The 25,559-nt window shown below is 42.5% G+C and carries 21 protein-coding genes; 1 reads left to right on the top strand and 20 read right to left on the bottom strand.

Features of this window, described 5'->3' with window-relative positions; all coding sequences use genetic code 11:
• Positions 1-3: 3 nt before the first annotated feature.
• The 19 genes from HC757_RS10515 to rfaH all read right to left on the bottom strand — a co-directional run bounded on the left by HC757_RS10515 (position 4) and on the right by rfaH (position 22,130).
• Entirely contained in the window at positions 4-1,944 is a 1,941-nt protein-coding gene (locus HC757_RS10515; protein ID WP_169564307.1) for a polysaccharide biosynthesis protein, read from the bottom strand.
• A 119-nt stretch (positions 1,945-2,063) separates the two neighbouring features.
• Complete coding sequence (locus HC757_RS10510) at positions 2,064-2,621, bottom strand: sugar transferase (protein ID WP_169564305.1); 558 nt, start codon at positions 2,619-2,621, stop codon at positions 2,064-2,066.
• On the bottom strand, positions 2,618-3,580 hold the full coding sequence (locus HC757_RS10505; RefSeq protein WP_169564304.1) for a UDP-glucose 4-epimerase family protein: 963 nt from the start codon (positions 3,578-3,580) through the stop codon (positions 2,618-2,620). The genes HC757_RS10510 and HC757_RS10505 overlap by 4 nt, the downstream gene beginning before the upstream one ends.
• Before the next feature lie 9 nt (positions 3,581-3,589).
• Entirely contained in the window at positions 3,590-4,528 is a 939-nt protein-coding gene (locus HC757_RS10500; RefSeq protein ID WP_342343065.1) for a glycosyltransferase family 52, read from the bottom strand.
• Complete coding sequence (locus tag HC757_RS10495; protein ID WP_169564301.1) at positions 4,518-5,648, bottom strand: hypothetical protein; 1,131 nt, start codon at positions 5,646-5,648, stop codon at positions 4,518-4,520. The genes HC757_RS10500 and HC757_RS10495 overlap by 11 nt, the downstream gene beginning before the upstream one ends.
• A gap of 4 nt (positions 5,649-5,652) precedes the next feature.
• The gene (locus tag HC757_RS10490) at positions 5,653-6,453 is read right to left on the bottom strand and encodes a glycosyltransferase (RefSeq protein WP_169564299.1); all 801 of its coding nucleotides are present in this window, start codon (positions 6,451-6,453) and stop codon (positions 5,653-5,655) included.
• A gap of 4 nt (positions 6,454-6,457) precedes the next feature.
• Positions 6,458-7,306 (bottom strand): dTDP-4-dehydrorhamnose reductase family protein, encoded by an 849-nt coding sequence (locus HC757_RS10485; RefSeq protein ID WP_244623443.1) that lies wholly within the window; start codon positions 7,304-7,306, stop codon positions 6,458-6,460.
• Positions 7,306-8,304, bottom strand: coding sequence for an SDR family NAD(P)-dependent oxidoreductase (locus HC757_RS10480; RefSeq protein ID WP_169564295.1), 999 nt, complete (start codon positions 8,302-8,304; stop codon positions 7,306-7,308). Before HC757_RS10480 ends, HC757_RS10485 begins: the two co-directional genes overlap by 1 nt.
• A 95-nt stretch (positions 8,305-8,399) precedes the next feature.
• Entirely contained in the window at positions 8,400-9,680 is a 1,281-nt protein-coding gene (locus tag HC757_RS10475; protein WP_169564293.1) for a lipopolysaccharide biosynthesis protein, read from the bottom strand.
• A 5-nt stretch (positions 9,681-9,685) separates the two neighbouring features.
• Positions 9,686-10,393 carry an acylneuraminate cytidylyltransferase family protein gene (locus tag HC757_RS10470; RefSeq protein WP_169564291.1) on the bottom strand — a complete coding sequence of 236 codons (708 nt, stop codon included), beginning with the start codon at positions 10,391-10,393 and terminating at the stop codon, positions 9,686-9,688.
• Entirely contained in the window at positions 10,394-11,455 is a 1,062-nt protein-coding gene (locus HC757_RS10465; protein ID WP_169564290.1) for a nucleotidyltransferase family protein, read from the bottom strand.
• Complete coding sequence (locus HC757_RS10460; RefSeq protein ID WP_169564288.1) at positions 11,452-12,114, bottom strand: acetyltransferase; 663 nt, start codon at positions 12,112-12,114, stop codon at positions 11,452-11,454. Before HC757_RS10460 ends, HC757_RS10465 begins: the two co-directional genes overlap by 4 nt.
• Positions 12,107-13,180 carry an N-acetylneuraminate synthase gene (neuB, locus tag HC757_RS10455; protein ID WP_169564287.1) on the bottom strand — a complete coding sequence of 358 codons (1,074 nt, stop codon included), beginning with the start codon at positions 13,178-13,180 and terminating at the stop codon, positions 12,107-12,109. The genes HC757_RS10460 and neuB overlap by 8 nt, the downstream gene beginning before the upstream one ends.
• A gap of 1 nt (position 13,181) precedes the next feature.
• Positions 13,182-14,345, bottom strand: coding sequence for a UDP-N-acetylglucosamine 2-epimerase (gene neuC, locus HC757_RS10450; RefSeq protein WP_169564285.1), 1,164 nt, complete (start codon positions 14,343-14,345; stop codon positions 13,182-13,184).
• Between the two features lies 1 nt (position 14,346).
• Positions 14,347-15,495 carry a LegC family aminotransferase gene (locus HC757_RS10445; protein WP_169564283.1) on the bottom strand — a complete coding sequence of 383 codons (1,149 nt, stop codon included), beginning with the start codon at positions 15,493-15,495 and terminating at the stop codon, positions 14,347-14,349.
• Between the two features lie 8 nt (positions 15,496-15,503).
• Positions 15,504-16,694 carry a UDP-N-acetylglucosamine 4,6-dehydratase gene (locus HC757_RS10440; RefSeq protein ID WP_169564282.1) on the bottom strand — a complete coding sequence of 397 codons (1,191 nt, stop codon included), beginning with the start codon at positions 16,692-16,694 and terminating at the stop codon, positions 15,504-15,506.
• 99 nt (positions 16,695-16,793) lie between these two features.
• Positions 16,794-17,762 (bottom strand): Wzz/FepE/Etk N-terminal domain-containing protein, encoded by a 969-nt coding sequence (locus HC757_RS10435; RefSeq protein WP_169564280.1) that lies wholly within the window; start codon positions 17,760-17,762, stop codon positions 16,794-16,796.
• Between the two features lie 190 nt (positions 17,763-17,952).
• Entirely contained in the window at positions 17,953-20,760 is a 2,808-nt protein-coding gene (locus HC757_RS10430; protein WP_169564279.1) for an SLBB domain-containing protein, read from the bottom strand.
• Between the two features lie 845 nt (positions 20,761-21,605).
• A complete protein-coding gene (gene rfaH, locus HC757_RS10425; RefSeq protein WP_169564278.1) occupies positions 21,606-22,130 on the bottom strand; it encodes a transcription/translation regulatory transformer protein RfaH in 525 nt (174 codons plus the stop codon).
• A gap of 452 nt (positions 22,131-22,582) precedes the next feature.
• Between rfaH and HC757_RS10420 the strand changes: the two genes are divergently transcribed.
• The gene (locus HC757_RS10420; RefSeq protein ID WP_169564277.1) at positions 22,583-24,058 is read left to right on the top strand and encodes a peptide MFS transporter; all 1,476 of its coding nucleotides are present in this window, start codon (positions 22,583-22,585) and stop codon (positions 24,056-24,058) included.
• 323 nt (positions 24,059-24,381) lie between these two features.
• Here the strand turns inward: HC757_RS10420 and HC757_RS10415 are convergent, their stop codons facing one another.
• The gene (locus HC757_RS10415; protein ID WP_169564276.1) at positions 24,382-25,485 is read right to left on the bottom strand and encodes a response regulator; all 1,104 of its coding nucleotides are present in this window, start codon (positions 25,483-25,485) and stop codon (positions 24,382-24,384) included.
• Positions 25,486-25,559: the final 74 nt, after the last annotated feature.

Here is a 25,559-nt window from a genome sequence, read left to right as displayed (position 1 = left end):
CGACTAAGACACTAAGGGTACTACCTTATTGTCGCTAGAAGTTAACGCTAGACTAGCTTTCTGTTTCCATACCAAATCACAAATCCCATCGGTAGGATTGAAGCCTGTTGGCGTAGTAACTAAGATATCCCGTATCACCTCATGATTAAATTCGTGACATGCCTTATCCAAGCGGTTGAGAATGCTTTCAAGTTCTTTCCATGATAGACACACTTCATTGGCAGTCATTATTCGTTCATGCTCAGTACCAGTGACATCATCCCCGATAAGCAGCTCTTCATAGAGTTTCTCACCGGGGCGCAATCCACTGAACGCAATGGTAATATCCCCATCAGGATGTTTATCATCCTTCACCTCGAAACCACTCAAACGTATCATCTTGGCGGCAAGGTCGACGATCTTAACCGACTTGCCCATGTCCAGCACAAACACATCGCCACCCTTGCCCATGGCACCGGCCTGGATCACCAGCTGCGATGCCTCCGGTATGGTCATGAAGAAGCGGGTAATTTCGGGATGGGTGACAGTCACAGGGCCACCATTGGCGATTTGCTTACGAAACAGAGGAACAACAGAGCCCGATGAACCCAACACATTGCCGAAGCGTACCATACAGAAACGGGTCTGATTTATTTCTTTCGAAAGTGCTTGAAGTACCAACTCAGCCATACGCTTAGTCGTCCCCATTACATTGGTTGGACGTACAGCTTTATCGGTAGATACCAATACAAAAGTTTCGACTCTGGCAACGATCGCCGCACGAGCAGTATACAGAGTACCGAATATATTATTACGCACCCCTTCCACCACATTGTGCTCAACTAAAGGTACATGCTTGTATGCAGCCGCATGATATACAGTTTGTACTTTAAAAGCTTCCATGACAGCTCGAACCCGGTTTTCACGTTGAACTGAGCCCATCATGGGTAAGATCTCAATATCAAGTCCTAAGTCCTGCGCAGTAGCACTCAACTCACGTTCGATAGAATACAAGCCGAACTCTGATAATTCGAACAATACCAATTTCTTTGGAGATTGCTTTAAGATCTGTCGACATAACTCGGAGCCTATAGACCCGCCCGCACCTGTAACCATCACAACTTTATTTTTGATGTTAGCGGACATCAGATCATTACGCGGAGCCACCGCATCCCGACCGAGAAGATCGTCGATTTCGACTTCTTTTATATCACTGTACAACTTGTTGCCACTGACCAAATCTGCCATAGCAGGCAAAGTCAGGACTTGTACAGCTAAAGGCTCCAGCAAAGTCAGTATCTCTTGGCGACGAGCGCGAGATGCGCTGGGTATAGCAAGCAGTACCTTAGTGGCGGCTTTTTGTTTGATCAGCTTGCGGATAATAGACGGTGAGTGTACATGCACCCCCTGGATCACAGTGCCATTTAGTGTTCTATCATCATCGACAAATGCAAAAGGATAGTATTCGTGGCTCTGTACCAGCGCAGTCACCAGTTGGCGGCCACTGACCCCTGCACCATAGATGATCACCGGCTCACCAATCCGCTTCATACCGGAGCCAACCAATGAACGCACCATGGCGCGAGTGCCACCGACAAACACCAAAGCAAAAGCCGCATAAATAATCGGCACGGTGCGAGGTAAATCAAGCTCGGCATAATAACTAACTAATACCAGAGCTGTGGTCGAAGCTGCGACTCCCAAGATAATCGCAGTCAAGGCTTGCAACCCCATATACCTGAGCACAGCACGGTACAAACCAAGCTTAACAAAACCAATGACGCTAATAGGCACGACTAAGGCAATCAGTAACCAATAGCTGCTGTTTGCCAGCACGCTGACAGCATCTAGACGGACCAAGAGTGAAGCCCAGAAGGCGGTAACTAGAAAAAACGAATCGACTGTAACACTCACCAGACGTTTCTGTGACCGTTTCAAGGAGAACAAACATTGCAAAAAATCCATTTTCCGCTTCAACCTATTAATAATATTCATAAAATTAGATACTATACACTTCATATGAAGACTGGATATCCTAAGGAAAATAAGTATACATCACATGTCCCAAAGTCCGAAACTTACAACTACTTATTAGGTTTTACCGCGTCACCGCTGCCACTTCCGGTGGCTGTCATGAGTATGTATTGAAAATAACAACTCAATGTCATATTATCGATCATTTTTTTATCTGTTTGCGCTAATAATTTAGGCGTAGACATATCAATATTCTGTACCTGGGCTAAGCCAGTCACGCCGGGGAGGACATTATAAACCCCAAGCGCATCACGTTCAGTAATTAACTCCTCTTGATTAAATAAATTTGGCCTAGGACCAACTAAACTCATTTCACCTTTTAGCACATTAATTAATTGTGGCAATTCATCAATTTTAGTTTTACGTAAAAAACCGCCAAGCTTGGTAATCGCTGCGTTGCAGGCTAGATGACTAGCAACAGAGGCAGTGCCCTTCCTCATAGTCCGAAACTTTATCAGCTTAAATGGTTTTTTTTGTTTGCCGACGCGGGTTTGCACAAAAAATGGTGAGCCCGAATCAAATAAACCAATGATAGTAACAATAATTAAAATGGGCCATAGAAGCAACAAACCGAAAAATGCTGCCAGAAAATCTAGTAAACGAATCATAATCTACCGTTTTTGTTCTTTGATTGAAAAAATTTTTGGGCTGTATTCTTAAAGCCCTCTTCTAAACTCTGAGGAGGTTTCCAACCTAAAGTTTCTTTTGTATGCGATATATCAACTTGAAGCGAACCGATCAAGCGTTCGACTACGTCGGATTTATTTATCACTCTCCCAACTAGTTTAAAACACCACAATGGGACAGGGAGTAGCCAAGTCTTCCTTCCAAGAGACTTACCCATCTCTACAACCATGTCAGAAGTCGAAATATCATTATCATCGGAAACCAAGAATACCTGATTTGCTGCTTTTGGATGCACAATACAAACTTTAATAAGGTCCACTAGGTTCACCACTGAAACTAAGCTACGCTTATTATCTGTTATACAGCCAAAGGGAAGCGGGAGCCTCATATATACAAAATTCAGTAATGATGCAAAATTTGCTTTTACACCTGGGCCATAAACCAATGTAGGACGAATGACTACAACCTCAATTCCATTATTTTCAGCCAACTCAAACAACTGTTTTTCAGCCTTGGCTTTAGAATCACCATAGTTATCTTTTGGAGTTGGTTCATCAAAAGCAGTAAAAGGAGAGGACAGTGTCGTACACTCACCGTTAACCTTAATTGTGCTAATAAAGATAAACCTCTTTACACCCGCTTTAGCAGCCTGCTTGGCAAGTTCTAACGTTCCCATCATATTAATACGATGATAGTTGAAAGCTGTATTGTTATCTGCTTTTTGCATTTGGTGGACCATAGCAGCACAATGAACCACAACATCGATATCTCGTAAGCCTTCGGTTATATCAGTGGGTTCACTGAGATCAAAATCAACTCTCTCACGAACACTTGAGACGCCACTTCTTCCCAACAACGTAATGTTCATATAACTATCTTCTAGAGACCTGAGTACATACTTTCCCACAAAACCACTATATCCAGTCAATGCTACTTTCATAATAAAACTCTAGTATTGTGTGACCATGTCCATTAATAACTTAGGTAATTTAGCCATTTCAGAAGCAGTAACCAATGCATCCTGGCGATACCCTCCCAACCATACTACTTCGTTAAGGCCGATAAAAGGTATAACCGCAGAGGAAAACAAGGTTACAACTTTATTAACCTTCTCAATATCATTTAGCATTAAGAGCTCTAAAGGGAACTCTCCCTCAAGCATTTCAGCATCTTTAATATAAGAACTATACTGGGTAGTTTCTAACGGATGTCTTTTTAGCAAAAGTTTCCCGTCATTAGACGAAAAAGTATTCGCCACATCCGTGTAAATATTTATTTTATCTTTTTCCGATATGCCATCAAATATTTCAATAGGCTGAGTTACAAGTAGTGAGAAGTTGGATTCAGGAGATTTATATCCGAAAATAGAATTAACTATTGCTTTCACCTCTAACGGCATTGCGGACCATTTACCTATTATATCTAACGCAACCCCTTTATTGATAATATCGGAGGGCAATGCCCTTGGGAAGTGGGCATATATTGAACTTATTTTTTTATTTCTACCGCACACTGAACCTGATATTAACTTTGACAAAAACCTAGGAATTATTGGCATTGCACCATAAATATCTTCTTTCTCGAGGTAATTAACTAAACCATGCTCAACTAGAGAGGGCCTCATAGGGAAAGATATTCTAACTATGGGAGAGAAGTCATGAAAGACAAAGGCATGTTCAACTCCACTAAGGAATTTATAACCAAATAAATGATACCTTATTTTATCCATCGTAGTTTGATAAGGAATATGCAATACTCTTATGTCAAAAATATTTTCAGGAAACGTAAAGCTTGACAAATTTAATATTAGAGCCTCCCTCCCTACATTTGAACAAGCTAAAATAACAGAATACAGAAGTTCCTTGCTGTTTCTAGCTTCATAAACCACCAAAACTATTCTCCCTGCTTCGGCTAACAGTAATAAACAACATCATAATAATGAAAAAATATTGAATAGAATAAACGGGATCATATAAAAATGACATCAGCACAATTATCAAAACTGTTAACCGCCCAACATAGCTCTCCAACTTTTTAGATGAGTACACAATCAACCCAAAAAAAGAAACAAAAAAAATCAAACCATAGTTAACCATTATTCTCAATATTGCAGATTCCGTATACGTAACAAATTTATATGTATAGTGTCCATCAAAGAAACTCTTTGCCAGATAAGCTTCATTAAGAACAGGCAAGTGACCAATGCCGAATAAAACCCCCCACAGACCGGAGTCTAAATAGTAATAAATTGCATTCACCCAATTAACTATTCTATATGAGGTTACCCCCTCTATACTAAAGGTTAAAAGTAAATTATCTGAATGGGTTACGTATAAATATGTAAATAAAAAAGGAAGAGTCAGAATAAAAATAAGAATTACACAGAGTTTCCACCCTTTTACTTTAGCTACAAGCAATGCGAAAAGAATAGCAAATATTGTTGTTCTGCTACCAGTCCAGACAAGAACCAAAATCAAAATAAATGGAACAATAAAAACATAAAACACCGTTCGCAATTGAATACTTGCCAATATACCCAAAATCACCACTATTGAAATACTGACAGGACTACCATCGAGACCCAGCAATCTATTTAAGCCGGGAACAATCTGATTCCCAAAAGAGATATAATTATACATCCCCCCTCCCCGAAAAACTGAGAAAAGCATTATAGAAACTAAAGCAATAATCAATGAGTAGAGAACAGATGCCTTATAAAAAAAACTCCGACTAACGATTCTAGATAATTCAAAAACAAAAAAGAATGCTAATAAATTCAAAATGTACTGCCCTTGAAAAAAGGCAAGCAAAGGGAAAAACAATAGTAACACCCAGAACATTAGTGTATTTTTAACATGTTTTATATTAACTGAAAAAGTTAAGAGTAACGTTAAAACCAATGCCAACTGGAATATGGCAGCAATATTATACCAATTCCTATTTAAAGCAGTGTAAAAAAATGTCAATGCAAAAAGTAGTGAAAAAAGCACTCTGTTTTGCACTGACATTACTTTACCTGTAGTATTTTCTATATACATAGTCCACTATTTTCTCCGGAAGTAATCGTCCCCCTACTTTTATAAATAAATTTCTAGCAAAACCAAAACAACCAATCATGCCTAATTTAAATAAGTACTTTTGAATAGCAAACTCTTCTTTAGCGTAGCTATAACCAATTTTCCTCGAATACCCCTCTTCCATTCTTACTCTCATGTGACATTCAGTTAGATTATGGAATTCAGCACCATTGGAAAGCATATTTATCCAAAGCAGATAGTCTTGGCATTGGAATAACTGAGAATAACCACCGGCAGCGATAACAGTCGACTTCTTATATATGCAGCACCCATGATTCACTGGAGATCTAAAGCTCATTAAATTCGAAATATCCGAATGACTCTCAGGAAGTTTTCTGTAGTTACTAAAACTTGATGAAAACTCTTCTATTACAGAACTTAAGACATCTGTATTCTTATTTCGCTCCATGTAGTCAACTTGTTCTTTAAATCTATGAGGAAGAGATATATCATCAGAATCCATTCTAGCAATCAATTCAAAAGAACAATTTTTAAGACCATAATTTAGTGCATTTCCTTGCCCACAGTTTTTATGCAACCGACACACCTTTAAGTAAGGAATTACTTTTTCGAAAGTACCTATTACCTTATTAAGTTCTTCTGATAAAGGTCCATCACAAACTAAAACAATTTCGTCTGGCTTTCTAACTTGATCGAATGTGATACTTGTCAATGCTCTTTCAAAATATACGGGAGAATCCTTTAAATAAACTGTCATTAGTACTGAAAAATTCATGATATCACTTAACTCTTCTTATCAGTTCTTCTATGCCTTGGTAAATATCATAATCACAATTAAATATTTCTTTCATTTTAGTTATATTTAGACTTGTATTCATTGGCCTTACTAGATCCCCGCCTTTTAAAGTGCCTTTCCTTATTTCAATATCATAAGGATTAAATAATTTCGCTATATAATTCACAAATTCGTACTTACTAAGCATTTGATTTGAACCAGTATTTACTATGATTCCTTGCGGTGGTTTATCAATATCTAGGACACGACATATTAGATTAGAAAGTTGAGTGACAGACAACGGATTAAATAAGACATTGTCATATCCTTCTATCTCCTCACCGCAAGCTAAGGACTTATATGCCCACTCAAATAGAGAGTTTCCATCTAGATCATTGTTAAAGCCATACAAATTAGTTCTCAATACTAATCCCAAACTATTAAGCACAGGTCTTTCTCCCTCAAGCTTACTTTTGGCATAATAGTTAACCGGATTAGGCTCATCTATTTCCTTCCAGAGGCCGGCACTTCCTGAGTAGACAGAGTCCGTTGATATGTATATATTATACACGTCCTTAAAATCAGCCAAAAACCGTGAAAGATGAAAATGTGTATCATGTGCTAGGGACTTATCTTCCTCACAAGTACTAAGATTTACGATTGCTATACAATTAACAATTACGTTTGGCCTTTCAACCTCAATGACTACTTTTAGAGCATCAAAATCCAAGCAATCCAGATTGTGATCGCAATTTTTTCTACCTAAAGAAATCACACGATGCCCTGCTATTTTTAAGCTTTTCACAAGCTCGGAGCCCAACATACCAGCTCCGCCTAACACCATGACATTCATCACTTAAGCTCTGTTAGGTTATTTAACAAAGCAACCATTTCATTCACTGTTAACTGTTTCGTATTATGAGAGTGAAAATCTTGTTCAGCGGTAATTTTACTTTCCCCTGCATCCAGATAATCATTGTAATTCATATTTCTATTATCAAGAGGAACTCTATAATATTGCCCTAAATCTTCCGCTTTAACCATTTCCTCACGAGTTAACAAAGTTTCATATAACTTTTCAGCATGACGCGTTCCAATATTTTTTATTTCATGCCCGATACAATTTTTATATAGGCAAACTGCCTCGGCCAAACGTCCAATAGATATTGCAGGGGATTTCTGCACGAAAGTGTCGCCGCCAGTGCCATTCTCAAATGCAAAAAGGACAAGTTCTACAGCTTCATCTAGACTCATCATAAATCGAGTCATTTTCGGATCAGTAATCGTTATTGGATTTCCTTTCTCTAGTTGTTCTATAAACAATGGAATTACTGAACCTCGAGATGCCATAACATTCCCATACCGAGTCACACACAGTGTTGTTTCATCGTCAGATAAATTCCTTGATTTGGCGGTTATGACCTTTTCCATCATTGACTTAGAAATCCCCATCGCATTGATGGGATATACAGCTTTATCCGTGCTAAGACCAATAAGTCTTTTCACTTTATGCTTTACGGCACTGTCAACAACATTTTCCGTACCTTGAATGTTCGTTTTAACTGCTTCTAAAGGGTAGAATTCACAAGATGGAACTTGTTTCAATGCGGCAGCATGGAAAACATAATCTACTCCCTTCATAGCATAATCTATAGACTGCCTATCTCGAACATCTCCAATATAAAATGAAACTTTTGAATCCCCAATCTGTTTTCTCATATCATCTTGTTTTTTTTCATCTCTAGAAAATACTCGAATCTCTTTTATATTTGTTTTTAAAAACCTTCGAATAACAGCATTTCCAAAAGAACCAGTACCACCAGTAATCAATAATATTTTATTTTCGAACATAAAAACCCCATAATATTCAATAAAAACATACCTTACCAAAGTAATTAAAAAACAATAAATGTTAAGGCATTTAATCCAACATAATAATGCAAGTATTATCTAACGTGTTCAATTCCATTCTTATTTAGCAAAAAACTTAACCATGGCATAGGGTAAACTTTATTGGCTAAAACCCACGTAACCAAAAACTGTATAAGCTTTGAAATTACAAAAGCAAAAGCTACGCCATTAACCCCGAATGGGCCTATAAACAAAAGCATTAATAATAAATTACCCAATCCGCATGCTATTGTAACTATTGATAATGCTGTAGTACTCTTCTCATAAAAAATATAATTGGTGACCATTAAATACATACCGCCAAAAACTTGGCCTAAACACAGCCAACCAATTACATCTTTCGCCATGTAAAAATCTTCATTAACTACCAATTCTATTACTAGCGGCCCGATGAAAAATGCGCATCCAGATACAACAAGTAGAGATATGAAATATAAGTACGTATTCTTAACAATTTCATATTTACCAGTCATACTACAATTCTTTAACCTGCTAAACAACCAAGGCACATACGCTTTATTTATAGCATCAAAAATAATTGCTAAGGCCATACTTACCTGTACTGAAACCATATATATTCCTGCAAACTTAACGCCCAATTCATCATTAATGACGAACCTATCAGCTGCACTCAAAAGGAAGGCGCCAAAAACATGCGGAGTCAAAGGGACTCCAAATTTAAGCGCTTCAGAAATATAGTCATATCGAAGTCCAGTTATTATTAAAAGCTTATCCTTAATTAAAAGACACACTGATATAAGGGAAAAAATAGCACTTGTATAAAGAAGTGCATCAACCCTCCCTTGTTCTCCGAACGAATACATTTTAACAAGAAACAAAGTTGCTAACATACCAAGTAAAGCATTAGAGACCTGAAGGCCACAGTATTTCATTGCTTTATTTCTCACTTGCCATTGGACAAGCCTAAAATTAATTATATAAGTAAAGAAAGCAATCACTATAGCTGCATAAATCCACTTGACTTGGATGTTTAAAAAAACAGAGATTATATCTCCAAAAGTAAAAATCATTATTATTGATAAAATTAACGTAAAAAATAGAATGTAGATACATGAGAAATTAAAACGACCGAGCTCTTCACGGCTCATATCATCATAATATTTACGACTAGCGGCTCCAACAGTATTTATACCTATAAGTGCAAGCATCCCTGCAATTAAGGTTTGAAACATCGCGACCTTTCCATACCCTTCGGGCCCTAACCATCTTGTAAGAAGAGGTAGTAACAAAAAAGGGGCCGCAGCATTAAGTATATTTGAAATTAGATATACCGAGGTGTTTTTCGCAAAACTCATAATAATTAATTAGTTTTTTGTGTTTTTTTATCAAAAAAGAACTCAGCCATATCAAAATCAATTTGATTATCTATATCTATGGAGCACTTACTTTCCATTTTATAGGCATAAGTTCTCGCTGTGTTTTCCATTGAACCTGCTTGAATCAACTCTCTAACATTATAGATATATATTGCACCATTTAATCGATAAAACTCACCTAAATCTTGAGAACGCACACTATTCAGATTTTTACGAATGAAATCCTTCATAGAATCATCCTCTGGGAGTATATTAGCCCATAGTGGTGGGTGCTCACATGGTGTAACTGAAATGATTGAGTATGCACCTTTTTTAATGAACAACTCTAATGCCTCATCAATATGTTCTTCGTTACGAAATGGTGACGTTGGCTGGAGCAAAATAACAATATCAGCATCTTTCCCGAATTTATTTAAGACATACAGCAAAACAGTTTGTGTTTTCGCAACATCAGAAGATAACTCTGAAGGACGAAGTTCCGGTACATTTGCGCCAAACTCGCACGCAATATCAGCTATTTCCTGATCATCTGTACTTACAAACACATTATCGATATATTTACTATTTTTAGCAGCCTCTATTGTCCATGCAATTAATGGTTTGTTTCCCAAGGAAAGTATATTTTTTCTAGGTAGGCGTTTACTTCCCCCTCTTGCAGGGATGATAGCGATAACTTTTTTACCATTTATCATTTAATCGAGTCCTAAAGACAATATATCTGATTGAGCGCGGTTAAAGTCATCCATTCGGCCAATATCTAACCAGTACTCATGAATAGGAAACATCAGAACTTTCTCACGTTTATGCATATGCTGTTCAAGTAAGGTCGGCATATCGATTCTATGATTTTCTGGGACCGACTGGATTACGCGAGGGGAAACCACGTAGATGCCTGCATTGATAAAGAAACGTTGGATCGGCTTTTCCACCATACTGATGATTTTATTACCTTCACCATTGATCACCCCGTATGGGATTTGGTAGTCATACTCTCGCACACACATAGTTGCATCAGCATTATTCCTAACATGAAACTCTAATAGGCGTTGAAAATCTACTTTGGTTAGAACATCACCATTCATCATGATCAGAGGCAAACCTTCAGGCAGATCCCTAGGCAGCAAACCTAGTGCACCACCCGTACCCAGTGGGAACTCTTCGTGTACATAAGAGATGTTTACACCTAAATCAGCACCATCACCAAAAAATGCACGGATCTGTTCAGGCATATAATGGGTAGACACGTAGAAGTTGACAAAACCTGCTTTGATAAAACTGCGGATCACAGTTTCCAAAATCGGTTTATTACCAATTTTCAGCATAGGTTTGGGGCACGTATCCGTCAGAGGACGTAAACGAGTACCAAAACCGCCAGCCATCAGGAAAACAGGATTTTGATACTTAGGTCGACGTAGAGGTCCGTTCAAAGTTTCGAGACCAACGACTTTATTTTCATCATCGAGTAATGGAACTGACAAAATGCCTTTTTTTTCCATTAGTTCAATTAAATCAGTACGTGCTGTACTTATTTTGGCAGTTATCGGTGATATATTCATCACCTTTGATACTGATTCGCCTAATGTAAGACTTCTAAGCAGTCCACGACGAATATCCCCGTCAGTTACGATCCCAACTAAATGTTGATTATTGTCCACTACTAAGGCAACGCGTAGAGCTTCATTATTAATAATTTCCAGCGCATCACGAATAGAATCATTTGGGTTTATCAACACATTGTTCCAACAGTAGCTCATGAAATACCTTTAATTCTGTTTGCTTTTATCATACTTCGAGCAGGGTAACAAGTGCTGCGTGCGGGTAAAACTTGCGTTAACACCGCTCCAGCTCCAACTACTGATTGCTCTGCTAATACAAGGCCCTGAACAACCGTTGAATTTGCACCGACATAAACATCTTTTCCGGTACGAACTTCACCACACAATGTTGCCTTAGGCGCTATATGGTTGTAACAACCTATCTTACAATCATGTTCAATCAGCACATTGCTATTGATAATTGAATGCTCTCCAATTATTGCACCAGTATGAACTATCGCGCCTGGCAGTATTTGGGCCCCAGGTTTGATTTCAGAGTAATTTGAAACAAATGCATTGTTAGCAATCACTGTCTCAAACTGGTATCCCAAATCAAGAAAATGCTGGTTAATAAGCCTACGAAATGTAGAACGAGGCATCATTCCAATACCATTGACAAGTAGTACACTCTTTGGAGAGAAATTCTTCACTTCATCATCGTGCGTTATATGTGGGATTCCCTGGAACACCTTCCTTGCAGAAATATCGTCAGGACTAATCACCGCTAAAATATCTCTGCCTTGACTCAGTAGGATATCCGCTAAAACACTGGCATGACCACCGCCACCAATCAGTAGTAACGGTTTGTCACTATTCAAGGATCAACTCCCCCGGTTGATAATCTCGACTTGCAGTGCACTCGAGCATATTCCAATATTGATAAGGAGACATTCCGGTACCAGGGCGTTTTATAGTCAAATTATCTTGGCTAAATGCCTCTCCAGCCTGAATCGCTTTAGCCGCCACAAGGCTCTTACGCGCTACCGCTTTATTTTTCGCTTCCGAGACAGTTGGAGTTTTCACTGACGTTCCCAGCGCGACTTCAATTTGACGAATAGCCTGGACCATCGCAGCAAGCTCATGTGGCTCAAGCGAGGCTTTATGATCAGGCCCTTCCATGTTTTTATCTAAGGTGAAGTGTTTTTCAATCAACACAGCACCACGAGCTACAGCGGCAATCGGAATCGTAATCCCTTCACTATGATCCGAATAACCCGCTGGTAAATCAAATGAGCGACCTAAGGTATCCATAGCTCTGAGATTAATTTCCTTCATTGGCGCGGGGTATTCAGTGGTGCAATGCAAAATGGTCACTTTCGCTTTCAATGCTTGTTGTCCAGACGAAGATGCATACGCTTGTTGAAAGGCCAAAACAGATGGCTCAGTCTCGGAGCTTACTGTGTAACCAAAGGCTATCACGCTCAAGGCCATCTCAATTTCTGCCAGTGTTGCCATACCGGTGGAGACAATCAAATCACAACCGCTTCGAGCATGCTCCAATACCAGAGGCGCATTGGTCAGCTCACCAGATGGTAATTTAAGCCGTTTTAACTGTAAGTCGTTCACCAAAAAATCAAGGCTCTCTGAGTCAAACGCTGTCGATAAGAATTCGATACCCAGTGATTGACAATACTTCACTAGCTGATGATGAGCAGCGTAAGATAGCTCAAGTCGGCTTAACATCGCTAACTGTGACTCTTGTTTCTGTGTATTCATGACCTGATAATCGGCCTGTAGAGCTTGCGCCGTAACCAGATTTTTTGCTTTAAAGGTCTGAAATTTAACGATGTCAGCACCAGCCTCGTATGCTTTGTCCACTAACTGAAAAGCTAGTTTCTCGTCACCGTTATGATTTACACCAGCTTCAGCAATAATGAGTGTCATATTAATCACTTACCTTCACATCATAAAAAGATTTTACTGAATTAAACTTTAGATTTTTAAGTATTGAAATAACTTTCCGGCTTGCATTGCCCTGGCCATAGGGGTTATAAACCTGTTCGTCAGTTTCTTTATAACTACGACTTAATGCAATCTCAAGAGTAGCCTGAATGTCAGAGGCTGTTGCTCCACAATGCAACACACTGCTTGCTGCGAGACGTCCTTTTTGCCTCATACCAATATTCACACTTGGCACATCCAGTGAGGGCACTTCAATAATACCACTGGATGAATTACCAACTACAGCAGCTGCATGTTTAATAGCACTCAGGTAGCGTACTTGCCCTAAAGAGGGTATAGCCAGCACTCGCAGAGGTTGCTTTGCAGCATAAGCTTCAAGCAACGGGATAATTCTGCGGCCACCATCGTCTGCATTAGGGTACGTTAAAATCACTTGAATATCAGGATACTGATCCATGGCTTCTAATAAAGCGGTAAAGGATGCTGTTGGCTCTTCATCTGCTAAAGTGACAGGATGATAAGTTGCTACTACATAAGGTTTGTGTAGTGGAAAGTTGAGCGAAGTTGCCAGCTCCTCCACAGACATAAATGTGCCCCGTTTCAGATGGTCTAAACCAATCGCCCCTACATTAAATACACGCTCTGGTGCTTCACCAAGCTGAATCACTCTCTGTCTGTATTCTTCGGTTGAAGTAGCATGAAGATAACTTAATTTAGTGATCGCATGTCGGATAGCGTCGTCATAGGCACCTTCAGTAATTTCACCACCATGCAGATGAACAACAGGGATACGTAAAATCATGGCTGTCTGAGCGGCAGCCAAAGCCTCAAACCTATCCCCTAAAATAACCAGTACATCAGGGGATAAGCGAGAAAGCGCATCTGCAAAACCTAATACCCCCAAGCCCATACTTTTAGCTGTACCGACTGCTGAATCTGACGACAATAAAATCTCTATTTTTTCATCAATCTTAAAACCGTCTTTTTCTATCTGTCGATACGTTTCACCAAACTCAGGTGATAAGTGCATACCAGAGACAAGCAGTTGTAAAGAGAGCTCTTCTTCAGACTGAATATCTTTAAGTAACCAATACAAAAGCCCGTACTCAGCACGGGTTCCGGTGAAGACTGCAATTTTTTTTGTCATGTCATAAAGCCAGTTGTGTTGGTGAACTAGGTAGATTAATTAGATTCCCTTCAATCCACTCAGACACTTCCAGGCTATCTCTGTGAGCATTTTGGAACATAGGTAAACGATGCATCAGCTTCCAGATAGGACGAGTCATTACACCAGATTCATTGGTGCTCTTTAACAATTGATCCCGGGATTGTGGATCAGGACAAATGACAGCATTAAGCCAGTAGTTAGACTGAGCATAATCAGGTTCGTTGACAAAACTAAATTCGGTATCTGCAAAAAAAGTTTTATAAAGCTGAGCCAACTGACGTTTTTGCTTAAGAAACTCAGGCAACATTTCCATTTGAGCACAGCCTAATGCCGCGTTTAAATTGGGTAATCTGTAGTTAAAACCTGGCTCATCATGAAAAAATTCATAAGGATGTGGCACCTTGGCTGTGGTAGTAACATGTTTAGTGCGGGCACCAAGTGCTGCGTCACGGCATAACACCATACCACCTCCACCTGTGGTAATAACTTTGTTGCCATTAAAACTTAAAGCGCCAAGCTCACCAATAGTACCGGTGTGTTTACCTTTATAATAAGACCCCAAGCTTTCTGCTGCGTCTTCTACCAGAACTATGTTCCATTTACTACATACAGCAACCAGCTCATCCAGCTCTGCAGGATGACCAAAAGTATGCATAGGAACCACGGCACTGATAGGTCGCTGATTACTTTTATGAAAACAGCCGGACTCATTACTGAAGGCGTTTTCAGTCAAATAGTTATCTAAGGCAACAGGGCACAAAGACAAACTAACTTTGGATACATCAACGAAGATGGGCTCAGCCCCCATATGATGTAAAGCGTTGCAAGTTGCCACAAAGGTCAGCGCCTGAGTAATCACATAATCACCAGTCTTTACACCAGCCATATAAAGCGCAGTATGCAAAGCTGCAGTACCATTTACCGTTGCAATTGCTTTTGTGGTTGAAGTGAAGGCTTCCATTTTGCGTTCAAAATCATCCACAAATTTACCGACACTGGACACAAAAGTACTTTGAATGGTTTCGGCAACATACTTCAGTTCATTGCCAGCAAAAGTTGGCGTATGTAACGGGATAAACTCGTTAGTACGGTAAAGCTCACGAATAAAATTAATAACTGCAGCGCTCATACGACACCTTACATTTTGCTATCGAGATATTTGCCTGTTTCTTTGTGGCCAAAATCGGGGATCATTTGATGAAACAGTTCAACAATCTGCTCTTTAGTCCAGGATTTATCCTGTTTATAAGAGGCTATTTGTTGTTCAAACAAGGTCAGTAATTCCTGCTGGTACAGAGGTTCGTTTTTAATCACGCCCAGATTATCAAAACGCGCCATATCCAGAGTTTCTTTGTCGGTAAAAAACTCTTCAAAGTCTTTCTCGCCGGTAGTGTCGCTAGACGTAAAGAGGCAAGGCCACTTACCTTCTGCAGGTAAAGTTTTAACCAGCTCACGGGCGTCATCTTCGTTGTCACACATATGGGGTTCATACCCAAGTTGCTTCAGGTATTTCACTGCGATGTCTGCAAAGGTAATTAGATGCAAAGTTTCACTTAGTTTTGGGAAAAAAATGTCACGATTCTCACCAAAGATGCAAGACATCAAACATAATTCACCTGACTCTTGTGGTGTCACAAAATAACGCTTGATGTCATTAGGAGCGACGATCGGTTGATTCTTTTGTATTCGCTGATTAAAACCATGTAAAAGAGAACCATCTGAGAATGCGACATTAGCAAAGCGTGCTGTAGAAATCGCAATTTCCTCACTGCGGCGCATCAGGAACATTTCCATAATACGTTTGGATGCCCCCATCATATTGACAGGATTAGCCGCTTTGTCTGTAGACACGCAGAAATATTTCTTACTGCCTTTTTCAACAGACTGTTGAATAGTTTTATCTGTATTAAACACGTTTACATCGATCATTCGCATTAAAGTGAAAGGATCTTTTTCACTACGCACATGTTTTAATGCAGATAAATTTAGCACATAGTCGTACCTGCCATCTGCTTTAATAAAGGCATCATACTCTACAGAGCCAATATCTAGAGCAAAGGTCTGAAAGTCACCATTGATGTAGCCAAAAGAACTACGGATGTCTCGCACCAGCTCTACCATGTTATTTTCGCTGATATCAACCACATGTAGTTTTTTCGGATTACGCTTAAAAATCTCTTTAGTAACGGCCTGACCAATAGAGCCTGCACCACCTAAAACAAGGAATCTCGATTCAGCTACAATCTGCTGTAACTCTTCATTATGAAAGCTTATATCGGATATAAATAGTTCTTTACTTCGCCCAATTAATGGCAATACATTGCTCATAAACTTCAATTCCTAACTTGCTGTCATTTTTCATATATCAACTTCAGTCTTTCAAACCAAACTAAGATAATTCAACCATTTTGAAACAGTTGAGTCATATCACTTTTCTTTTCTAATATAGTGTCTTATTAGTATAAACATCATCCCCACTACGCCACCTAACATAGCGCCTAATACGCAGATAAGGGCACGTTTGGGCTTAGCTTTCTCTTCAGGAACTAATGCCGGATCTATGGTTTTAAACACATATTCATCACGTACTTCAGCAAACATGATAGTTTTAGCTTGCTCTTCAATTAGTTTGTATAAAATGGAGCGAATATCGGCGACATTAGTCTGTGAGATTTGTTTATTTAAAAATTCACTACTGCGGTTGGCCTCAGCAACATCACGGTCTTTCATCACTTTATTGATGTCTTGAACCAGCCAGGTAACCCATTGTTGGGCAACCGTTGGAGACAGATGCTCAACCGATACAGTCACCATTCCTGTATCTTTAGTCGAGTCGACACTGATGATTTTACTGAACTCTTTATATGCTTCCTGCATCGATGGCTCAGGTCTAAAAGGTGGGTTAACATCACGAACCCAAGTTTGGGTTTCAGCCAAATAGTCACCTTTATCATAACTAAGCTTATCTTGATTTCGATCCCACTTTTCAGCTGCCATGAGATCAGGCAGCAGAGTGTGCTTTTGGATAAACTGACTGACAAACTGACGCGACTTCATCACCTCAATCGCCAATTGAGTCTTATCCACTCCGCCCTGACCACTAAGGTTAATGCCTGCTAAGCTGGCTAAGCCTCCAAATTGACCCGCTAATGCTGCAAGCCCGCCTCCCCCTTGTTCTTCTGAAGCAGGTGCTAACAATGCTTCAGACTTGTAGATATTGGGTTGCATAACTGCAAAAATTACAGAACCTACAGTGAACACGGCTGTTATGGCTATGATGAACCACTTACCTTGCCAAATAACTGAGAAGAGTTCGCGTAGATCGATTTCGTCGTCCGCCGCACGCGGTGGGGTAAAATCCAAGTCTTGCTTATAGTTTTTTATTTCTGTGGACATTGCAACCTTGTCTCTTGATTTGAGTTCTCGCTGACAGAACGCGTCGCTTACGGTGTTCGGATACAGCAAAAGCAATTACGGATTACGGAGGGCGGAATGTGGAACGCTTCGCTTCCCCTTGAGGCCGCAGGCCATTCAGTTATCCCTAGCTCCGAAGGAGCGTACTGTAATATCTCCCCCCCTTCTACCGTTACAACCTGGCGATACTTGCCAATGCTACGGCGCTGTTATAGATAATGCTGGTCACCTGGCTCCAGAGCGTCAAGTTGTCCTTGTACTCGGTATCGAGCGGCACGATTACGGTGTCACCCGGTTGTAACAGGTCTTCACCGCTGAACCAAGCCGAACGGTTTGGCAGCAGTACCGAGCCATTGGCCTGGATAACATAAGTCCTGCCTTCATCGGCACGCTTACGCACCCCACCAGACATAGTCAGATACTGATCCAGCGTTAAGCCCTGTTTGAATCTGTGGGTCGCCGGATGTTGCACCTCTCCCATGACTGAAATAGTCTGTTTGGTCGAGGGTACGTATAGAATGTCGGCATTTTCCAGCTGAATATTAGCCTGCTCAATACCAACAGAAATTGCGGGTAAATCGACCACTAAACGACCTACGGCCTGAATATTCTCCAAATCGGCTAGCATCAACTGCGCATCGGCATAATTAACCACATTACCGTCTTTGGATACCCCGCGGGTAGCTATGTCACGACGTAGTTGATCTGCAAGCTTTTGGATCTCCAATTGTTCCTGCTGACGTACAGATTCGCGTACGAATACGGCCGATGGCAACGAAGCATATTCGGTAAAGCCACCGGCACGATTGAGCACATCGTTGAGGGTTTCACCGCGGCGTATGTTGTATATGCCGGGAAACTTGACTTCCCCTCGAATCTCAACCGACTTGTGTTCTTGCCAATCGGGTGTTGTCATTACCGTTAATATGTCACGCCCCTTCAGGGCTTTATTGGCCTCGGCATCACCCATCAGCGCCTGGGACAGCTCAATACTCTGATGACTGATACTCGAACCTACGGCATCCGTCACAGTACTGGTCAGCTCTGCCCTGGCCGTATAGGCCCCTTCTTTCAGGCCTCCGGCAGCATGGATGATGTCTCTCACCTTGGCACCGACGGTTAGCGGATAAATACCTTCGTGACGCACTTGGCCATTGACAGCAACTATGTTGACATTAGCCCCGGCGCGGCCCTGACTATTAAGCTTGGTAATGATAGGGAATAACAGCTCGTTACGATTCATTTGACCACTGAGTTTTATTAACTCGGCATCATCAAACATGTTCATCAACATCTTGCTGACTACGGCTTTGACTACCGACTCTTCAGCGGCTTTAAGCTCATCGAGTTCGCTCTCTCTTGCTGCATCATTGAATACCACGCCGGCAAGCTCTTTTCTCGGGCTCAAGCGAGCTTTGTCTAACTGAGCGAAACCTGCACTGAATAGATCTGAGCCAAGCAGGCTGTCCTCATTGAGTCTGGTGACTTTCTTAACCCGCTCCTTCACCAACTTATTCAATTCGTAACGATTCTGTTCTTCATCACTGAAATTAAAAATAATGACTATATCTCTGGCGGCCAAACTCAAGTCTTCCTCAGAACCTTGACTGCTTATGGCTTTGCCTGGCGAGAATTGATGAACTTCGATATCGCCGTACTCACTAACCTCCCTCACTATCAGGCCATAATCCAAGTCAGCTGATATGGATAAGTCCCCCCAGATTGATGGCAGTAGGTCACTTATCTTCTGCCCCTGATACCATTGATACTTACCTGGGCGCACTACAGCCCCCAGAACAGTAATGGCGCTTTCATATTGAGTAGAAGCGCTCTTAACCCTCAGATAATCTCCGGCTTTCGCCTGAGTGTTCTGCCCCTTGGCCGAAGTCAAATCCACACTGACTATCGACTTCAAACCCTTAGCGTTATAGCGATCGACCGAACTGCTTCTAGGGTAAGCACCAGGCTTAAGCCCTGCGGCCATAACAATAACGTCTGCCATTGTTTCGTGTTGCTTAAGCTCATAAATCGCCGGCCGACGTACTTCACCACTGACACTAATCAAGCCACCCACAGAAGGAATAAAAACCACATCGCCTGAATGCAGACGCATATCACCCGAGGCATCACCACGAAGCAAGAGATCATACAAGTCGAACGAACCGACCAACTTACCATTTCGCTTCAACTGTATGTTGCGCAGTGAGCCAATCTCATTCACCCCTCCGGCCACGAACAAGGCCTGAGTAATGGTAGATAAACTAGAGACGGTGTAAGAGCCAGGCTTATATGCATCCCCTGCGACAAAAATTCGGATGGAGCGTAGCTCGCCCATGGTGATGTTGGACTCGACACCTATCATCTGCTGCTTAATCTGGGTCGATAATGACTTTCTCAACTGTTCAAAGTTGAGTCCTGTCACCGAAATGGGGCCCAACTCGGGGAACTGGATCACACCTTCACGGTTAATCACCAGGTCATAGGTTTGGCTGTCTTTACCATAAAGTTGTATCTTGATGCTATCGCCGGGCCCTACCAAATACTCGCTCGGCACAGGCACATCCGATACTGGTGCGAAGGTGCTCGGCTCACCGGCAAACATGTCATAACCGAAACGCGTTAATTCTTTCTTGCTCTCATCCTGGGCAAAATCGAATTCTTTCTTATTATCACGAGAGCCTCTGCCTTCTCTACTGTCGTCACTGTCTTCGCCATATGGGCTATTTTCATTATCTATCCTTTGGTCATTCAACCTTGGACCGACCAAATCAGGATTTTCCAGCTGTGCTTGTGACTGGGTGGCCGATATCAACGAAGGATCTATCCCGTACTGCTTCGCCAGTCTCTGCTGTTCTGACTTGGGTAAGCTCTTGAACTGTTCCAGCATTTGCGGAGATGGGGTGATGGCATGAGCCTGAGCGCCAAGCAACACCAAGGCACCAAGGCCCACTAAGATGAATTTTTTTACTTGTTGTAACACCTGTTATCTCCGTTTAAAAATAGTGCCAAGGTCCAGAAACTCTACGAATGGCTAATTATTGAACCTAAGGCCGCAATGGCATTATCTAAGGACTTCTTGTTCTTCGGACACGCTACCGCCCGCGTGGCGGCCAGAGGCCTTCGGCGTCCACTCAGCTCATGAAATTGTTCATGAGTTAACAATCTCCCTATTTAACAGCCAGTTCGACATCCATGCCTCTCGCTCAAAAGCTCACTCTTTGCAAGGTTTTTCGCCTTTCAGACACGCTACCGTCCGCGTGGCGGCCAGAGGCCTTCGGCGTCCACTAAGCTCATGAAATTGTTCATGAGCTAACAATCTCCCTATTTAACAGCCAGTTCGGCATCCATGCCTCTCGCTCAAAAGCTCACCCTTTGCAAGTTTTTTCGCCTTTCAGACACGCTACCGCCCATGGATTACGGCCTCCAACATGCCCTTCACTAAGTGAAAATACCTTTTTAAACAGTAACGTATAAACCTCACACCTTGAAATCTTTCTTGGCTACGGCTATACCATAGCGACTCAACCTTGTATCAGACTGAATGGGTGTATCTCTCCCGGTATTCACGAACTTTACCTACGGCGAGCCGGATTATACCCGAATAAAAAAAACAAAAAGCTCAATCTCTGACCTAACGCGCAGGTTCGGTTTAGATTTCAAGCAGTTGTACTCTACCTCTACATAAACCAAAAATGAAATCCTGGTAACATATTGATAAATACCACTTTCCCATTCAATCTACTCTATCTTTTCCTACTGACTGCAGTCCAAGCGTTACAATGTATCACTAAATCAGGGCAAATATCTCACACGCCTGCAGGTGTATCACTCACAGATGCGTTTGACGCTGCTCTGTGGCACGGCCACCTTCTTCTGCTGCCCCAAAATATCGAACAACACAAAACAACGTTTGTTGGCACACTGCTCTTCAAAAATGCCTTCGAGCTCGGCAAAAGGGCCCTCGCTGAACCTAATCCTGTCGCCAGATTTAAGCTCAACCTCAGCAGGCTCTAGCCCGGAAAACGTACCCTCGGTTGCGCTTAAGGACAACTCCCTCAGCTTCAAGCCATGGATAATTCTGTCGTCTATCGGCGTAATGTCCTCTTTGCACCCCACCAAGCGCACCACGCCACGGGTAGAGTGAATTCGGCCGACACTGGTCTGTAAGGGATCGAAATGAATGAAGATATAGCTGGGGAATAGCGGCGTTTTAGACACTCTCAACCCGCCCTTGGTGCGCTTTTGGCAAGTCATCATGGGCAGATAGGTTTCAAGCTCTTGCAGGGCTAAATTCTGCTGCGCCCTCTGTTCTTCTCGAGCTTTACAGTACAAAAGGTACCAGGCTTTCATCTTATCTCTCTCGTTCCTGCCAGCCAACTGACGTCCTTTCACACGGGCGAGGATGATAACAAAGATACCCCTGCTTATGAAATAATTTTTTAACCCTTATGGCGCCAGGCTAACCCTCGCCAACACTGAGAAAGATACAGGCCGACACCTGCTGAAAATAGCACCAATCAAACCGCTAAAATTGACTTTCGCAGCCTTAAGAGGGTATATAGATTGGGATTTTTTAGCATTAAGTGCTTTTTAAGGCCTAAAAAACAACTTTTATTATAAAAATATAACGAGTTACCTAAGTGCGGCTAACAAGAACATCATGGGAATAGCATCAAAACCAAGGGGTTTTATCATTTCGACATGGCACGGCTGTACTAACATTAGCAACAACAACTTTTCTGCGGCCCCCCCTCTGGCATTGTGGGTCCGCAGGCAATAACAAGCTTAAGGTGGAAGACTTCATGAGCGCAGCAAAACCACAAGGAACGATGCTTGGGCATCCCAAGGGACTGTTCCTACTCTTTACGACAGAGTTATGGGAAAGGTTCAGTTATTACGCTATGCGCGCCATTCTGGTGCTGTATTTGGTGGATAAAGTACAGAGCGAAGGTGGCCATGGTTTAGGTTGGTCACAGGCCGATGCCCTGTCCTTGTACGGTACTTTCACCGGGCTCGTTTACCTAACCCCTTTGTTGGGTGGCTGGTTGGCTGACAACGTGCTTGGGCAGCGCAAGGCAATTTACATAGGTGGCGCGCTGATGGCCATGGGCCAGTTCATATTGGCCGCGCCTCACAGCTGGATCCCAGGTTTGGAAACCGCGGCCTTTTATTTAGGCCTGGGCACCCTTATTTTGGGTAATGGTCTGTTTAAGCCTAACATCTCCACCATGGTCGGTGATTTATATCCGGAAGGCGATCATCGCCGTGATGGTGCCTTTACCATCTTCTATATGGGCATCAACGTCGGTGCCTTCCTGTCCGGCATCATAGTCGGCTCTGTTGTCAGCGCCTACGACGGTAACTTCCAGGCGGGTTTCTTCTGTGCCGGTATAGGCATGCTGTTCTCCCTCGTCATTCAGTTCTTCTTCGCCCAGAGATTATTGGGTGATATAGGCACAGTACCGGCGGCCAAGCTGGAGAAAGAGAAAGATGCCGCTCGCGGTGAAGTACGTAAGGAACCACTCACTAAAGTTGAACGTGATCGCATCAAGGTCATCATGGTCATGGGCCTGTTCACCATCATCTTCTGGGCCGGCTTCGAGCAGGCCGGCGGCCTGATGAATCTGTTCACCAATGATTTTACCGATCGCATGATAGGCAACTGGGAAGTCCCCACCACCTGGTTCCAGTCACTGAACGCCATGTTCATCGTTATCTTTGCCCCTGTACTCGCCTCCATCTGGATACGTTTAGGCAAGAATGAACCCAACTCACCGGTCAAGTTTGCCTTAGGCCTGTTGCTGTTGGGCATAGGCTTCCTGTTCATGATAGGCGCTGTTATGGAAATGGGCGGCGATCCTGATGCCAAGTCAAGCATGTGGTGGTTAGTAGGCGCCTACTTCTTCCATACCATGGGTGAGTTGTGCCTGTCTCCCATAGGCCTGTCTATGGTGACCAAACTGGCGCCGCTGCGTATCGCCTCCCTGATGATGGGCGCCTGGTTCCTGTTTATCGCCGCCGCCAACAAGATTGGCGGTGTGGTCGGTTCCTTCATCGGCCACGATGGTGCCAGGGAAGAACAGCTGGCCAACGCCATGTCTATCTTCGCCGGCATAGCCATCACCGCAGCCATTTCTGGCATGATACTGTATTTCATGGCGGATAAGCTGGTCGATTGGATGCATGGCGCCGAAACCAAAGAGCATACCGAGGCCGAAGTGCTGGAAGAAGAGATTGCCGTAACTGCAGAGCATGAAGCTATAGCCCTGAAGCGATAGCCCTTAGTCAGAGCTCTTAGCAATGACTCTCAATTTAAAGAGTCAAAAAAGTTAAACTGATACTGGCTGACAAGAGAAACCTGCTTCATGCATGCTTTCCCTTGTCAGTTTTTTATGCGACTTAAGCAACTGCAACTTACATCTCTGCTACTTAAGTCACTGCTACTTAAGTTACCAGTAGGTCACTGAAGAGCGGCTTACCGTAAATGACGTCAGCAAAGCGGCATTCACTGCCTAAACCCGGAAGTACCTCAAGTCACTCATCTTTATCCGCTGGCCCTGAGCCTTGGGCTCACTCACAAGCATTGCCCACAATCAAGCCATTAGAGTCGCAGCTGAATGAAGCCCCCGGCCGGAATATTGACATCATAGACCAACCCCTTGAATTGATTTTGCAACAACAGTCGTTTATGCAGGGGGTCATGGGTAGCGATACACAACTGCTCTCCCGGCATTAGGGTCCTGAATTGGATACTGGGCTTACCCCAATCCAAGATGCCGAGTTGCAGTGACTCAGGCAATGCCAGTGGGCTCAACCCCTCATTGTTGCGTAGATAACAGCGTAAGCCCTGCCCTGCCTGTGCTATGCCGGCACGAAACTTAGTCAGTTCAATGCTGATATAAATGATATCGACATAAATATCCAGGCCGGATTTGACCATGCGTTCATTCAGGTAACTGAGCATGTTGAAGGGTTCGATTATGGTCTTACTCAGACCGTTCCTGAAGAGTTTAAGCTTCTGATTCACGAAGCTCCTGAGCAGCACACAACCGAAAGCGGCTCTGTTGTCCTCGGGGTGAAAATGCGCCATATACAAGATCAGATGCTCACTGCCGACCATGGTGGAATCGATGAAATAGGCGCTGATATCGTTATCTTTAAATAGGCTGTAATCTATCTTGGCATGGGGATAACTGATGTTGGATGCGGGGAACAGCTGTTGCTGCACACTCTTGGCGGCCTGGGCGTTTTGTTCGAGTAGCGCCAGATTGTCATTCAGCTCTTGATAGGAGAGTTCTTCCAATTGAGACAGTACAGGATCTGTGTGAGTCACCTCGGCAAGGCACTGATTTATTGCCTGCTCTATGATGTACAGATCCGGAATGGGCTTGACCAGATAATCACTGGCGCCTAAACGCAGCGCCTCGACCACATCGGCCATGACATTGTTGCCTGAGATAACGATGGAAGGCACCCGGGCATCCAGGCCGGACATGGCCTTGAGCATATCCAGGCCTCCCATGACTGGCATGCTCAGATCGGCAAGCACCACATCGAAGCGTTGCTGGCTGAACTTGGACAAACCTTGTTCACCATCGGCGGCCTCGCAGACACTGGCGCCGCGACTGCAGAGAAAACTGGCGACAACTTGCCTGAAAACAGGATCATCTTCGACCAAGAGTACCGCAACATCCTTTAACGCCATAACCAAATCCCCATAGGAGCGGATAGCGTTAGAAATGATCAGGTTCCGGAAAATCCTGCCTCTGAAATTAAGCT

Origin of the sequence: Shewanella salipaludis, assembly GCF_012911865.1 — a bacterium.
GTDB lineage: Bacteria > Pseudomonadota > Gammaproteobacteria > Enterobacterales > Shewanellaceae > Shewanella > Shewanella salipaludis.
This window is presented reverse-complemented; position numbering and strand designations above follow the sequence as displayed.

Bases quoted from the DNA above. Each gene is read 5' to 3' on its own strand.
- HC757_RS10515 (WP_169564307.1), bottom strand. From the start codon at position 1,944: ATGGATTTTTTGCAATGTTTGTTCTCCTTGAAACGGTCACAGAAACGT.
- HC757_RS10510 (WP_169564305.1), bottom strand. From the start codon at position 2,621: ATGATTCGTTTACTAGATTTTCTGGCAGCATTTTTCGGTTTGTTGCTT.
- HC757_RS10505 (WP_169564304.1), bottom strand. From the start codon at position 3,580: ATGAAAGTAGCATTGACTGGATATAGTGGTTTTGTGGGAAAGTATGTA.
- HC757_RS10495 (WP_169564301.1), bottom strand. From the start codon at position 5,648: ATGTCAGTGCAAAACAGAGTGCTTTTTTCACTACTTTTTGCATTGACA.
- HC757_RS10490 (WP_169564299.1), bottom strand. From the start codon at position 6,453: ATGAATTTTTCAGTACTAATGACAGTTTATTTAAAGGATTCTCCCGTA.
- HC757_RS10485 (WP_244623443.1), bottom strand. From the start codon at position 7,306: ATGAATGTCATGGTGTTAGGCGGAGCTGGTATGTTGGGCTCCGAGCTT.
- HC757_RS10480 (WP_169564295.1), bottom strand. From the start codon at position 8,304: ATGTTCGAAAATAAAATATTATTGATTACTGGTGGTACTGGTTCTTTT.
- HC757_RS10475 (WP_169564293.1), bottom strand. From the start codon at position 9,680: ATGAGTTTTGCGAAAAACACCTCGGTATATCTAATTTCAAATATACTT.
- HC757_RS10470 (WP_169564291.1), bottom strand. From the start codon at position 10,393: ATGATAAATGGTAAAAAAGTTATCGCTATCATCCCTGCAAGAGGGGGA.
- HC757_RS10465 (WP_169564290.1), bottom strand. From the start codon at position 11,455: ATGAGCTACTGTTGGAACAATGTGTTGATAAACCCAAATGATTCTATT.
- neuB (WP_169564287.1), bottom strand. From the start codon at position 13,180: ATGACACTCATTATTGCTGAAGCTGGTGTAAATCATAACGGTGACGAG.
- neuC (WP_169564285.1), bottom strand. From the start codon at position 14,345: ATGACAAAAAAAATTGCAGTCTTCACCGGAACCCGTGCTGAGTACGGG.
- HC757_RS10445 (WP_169564283.1), bottom strand. From the start codon at position 15,495: ATGAGCGCTGCAGTTATTAATTTTATTCGTGAGCTTTACCGTACTAAC.
- HC757_RS10440 (WP_169564282.1), bottom strand. From the start codon at position 16,694: ATGAGCAATGTATTGCCATTAATTGGGCGAAGTAAAGAACTATTTATA.
- HC757_RS10435 (WP_169564280.1), bottom strand. From the start codon at position 17,762: ATGTCCACAGAAATAAAAAACTATAAGCAAGACTTGGATTTTACCCCA.
- rfaH (WP_169564278.1), bottom strand. From the start codon at position 22,130: ATGAAAGCCTGGTACCTTTTGTACTGTAAAGCTCGAGAAGAACAGAGG.
- HC757_RS10420 (WP_169564277.1), top strand. From the start codon at position 22,583: ATGAGCGCAGCAAAACCACAAGGAACGATGCTTGGGCATCCCAAGGGA.
- HC757_RS10415 (WP_169564276.1), bottom strand. From the start codon at position 25,485: ATGGCGTTAAAGGATGTTGCGGTACTCTTGGTCGAAGATGATCCTGTT.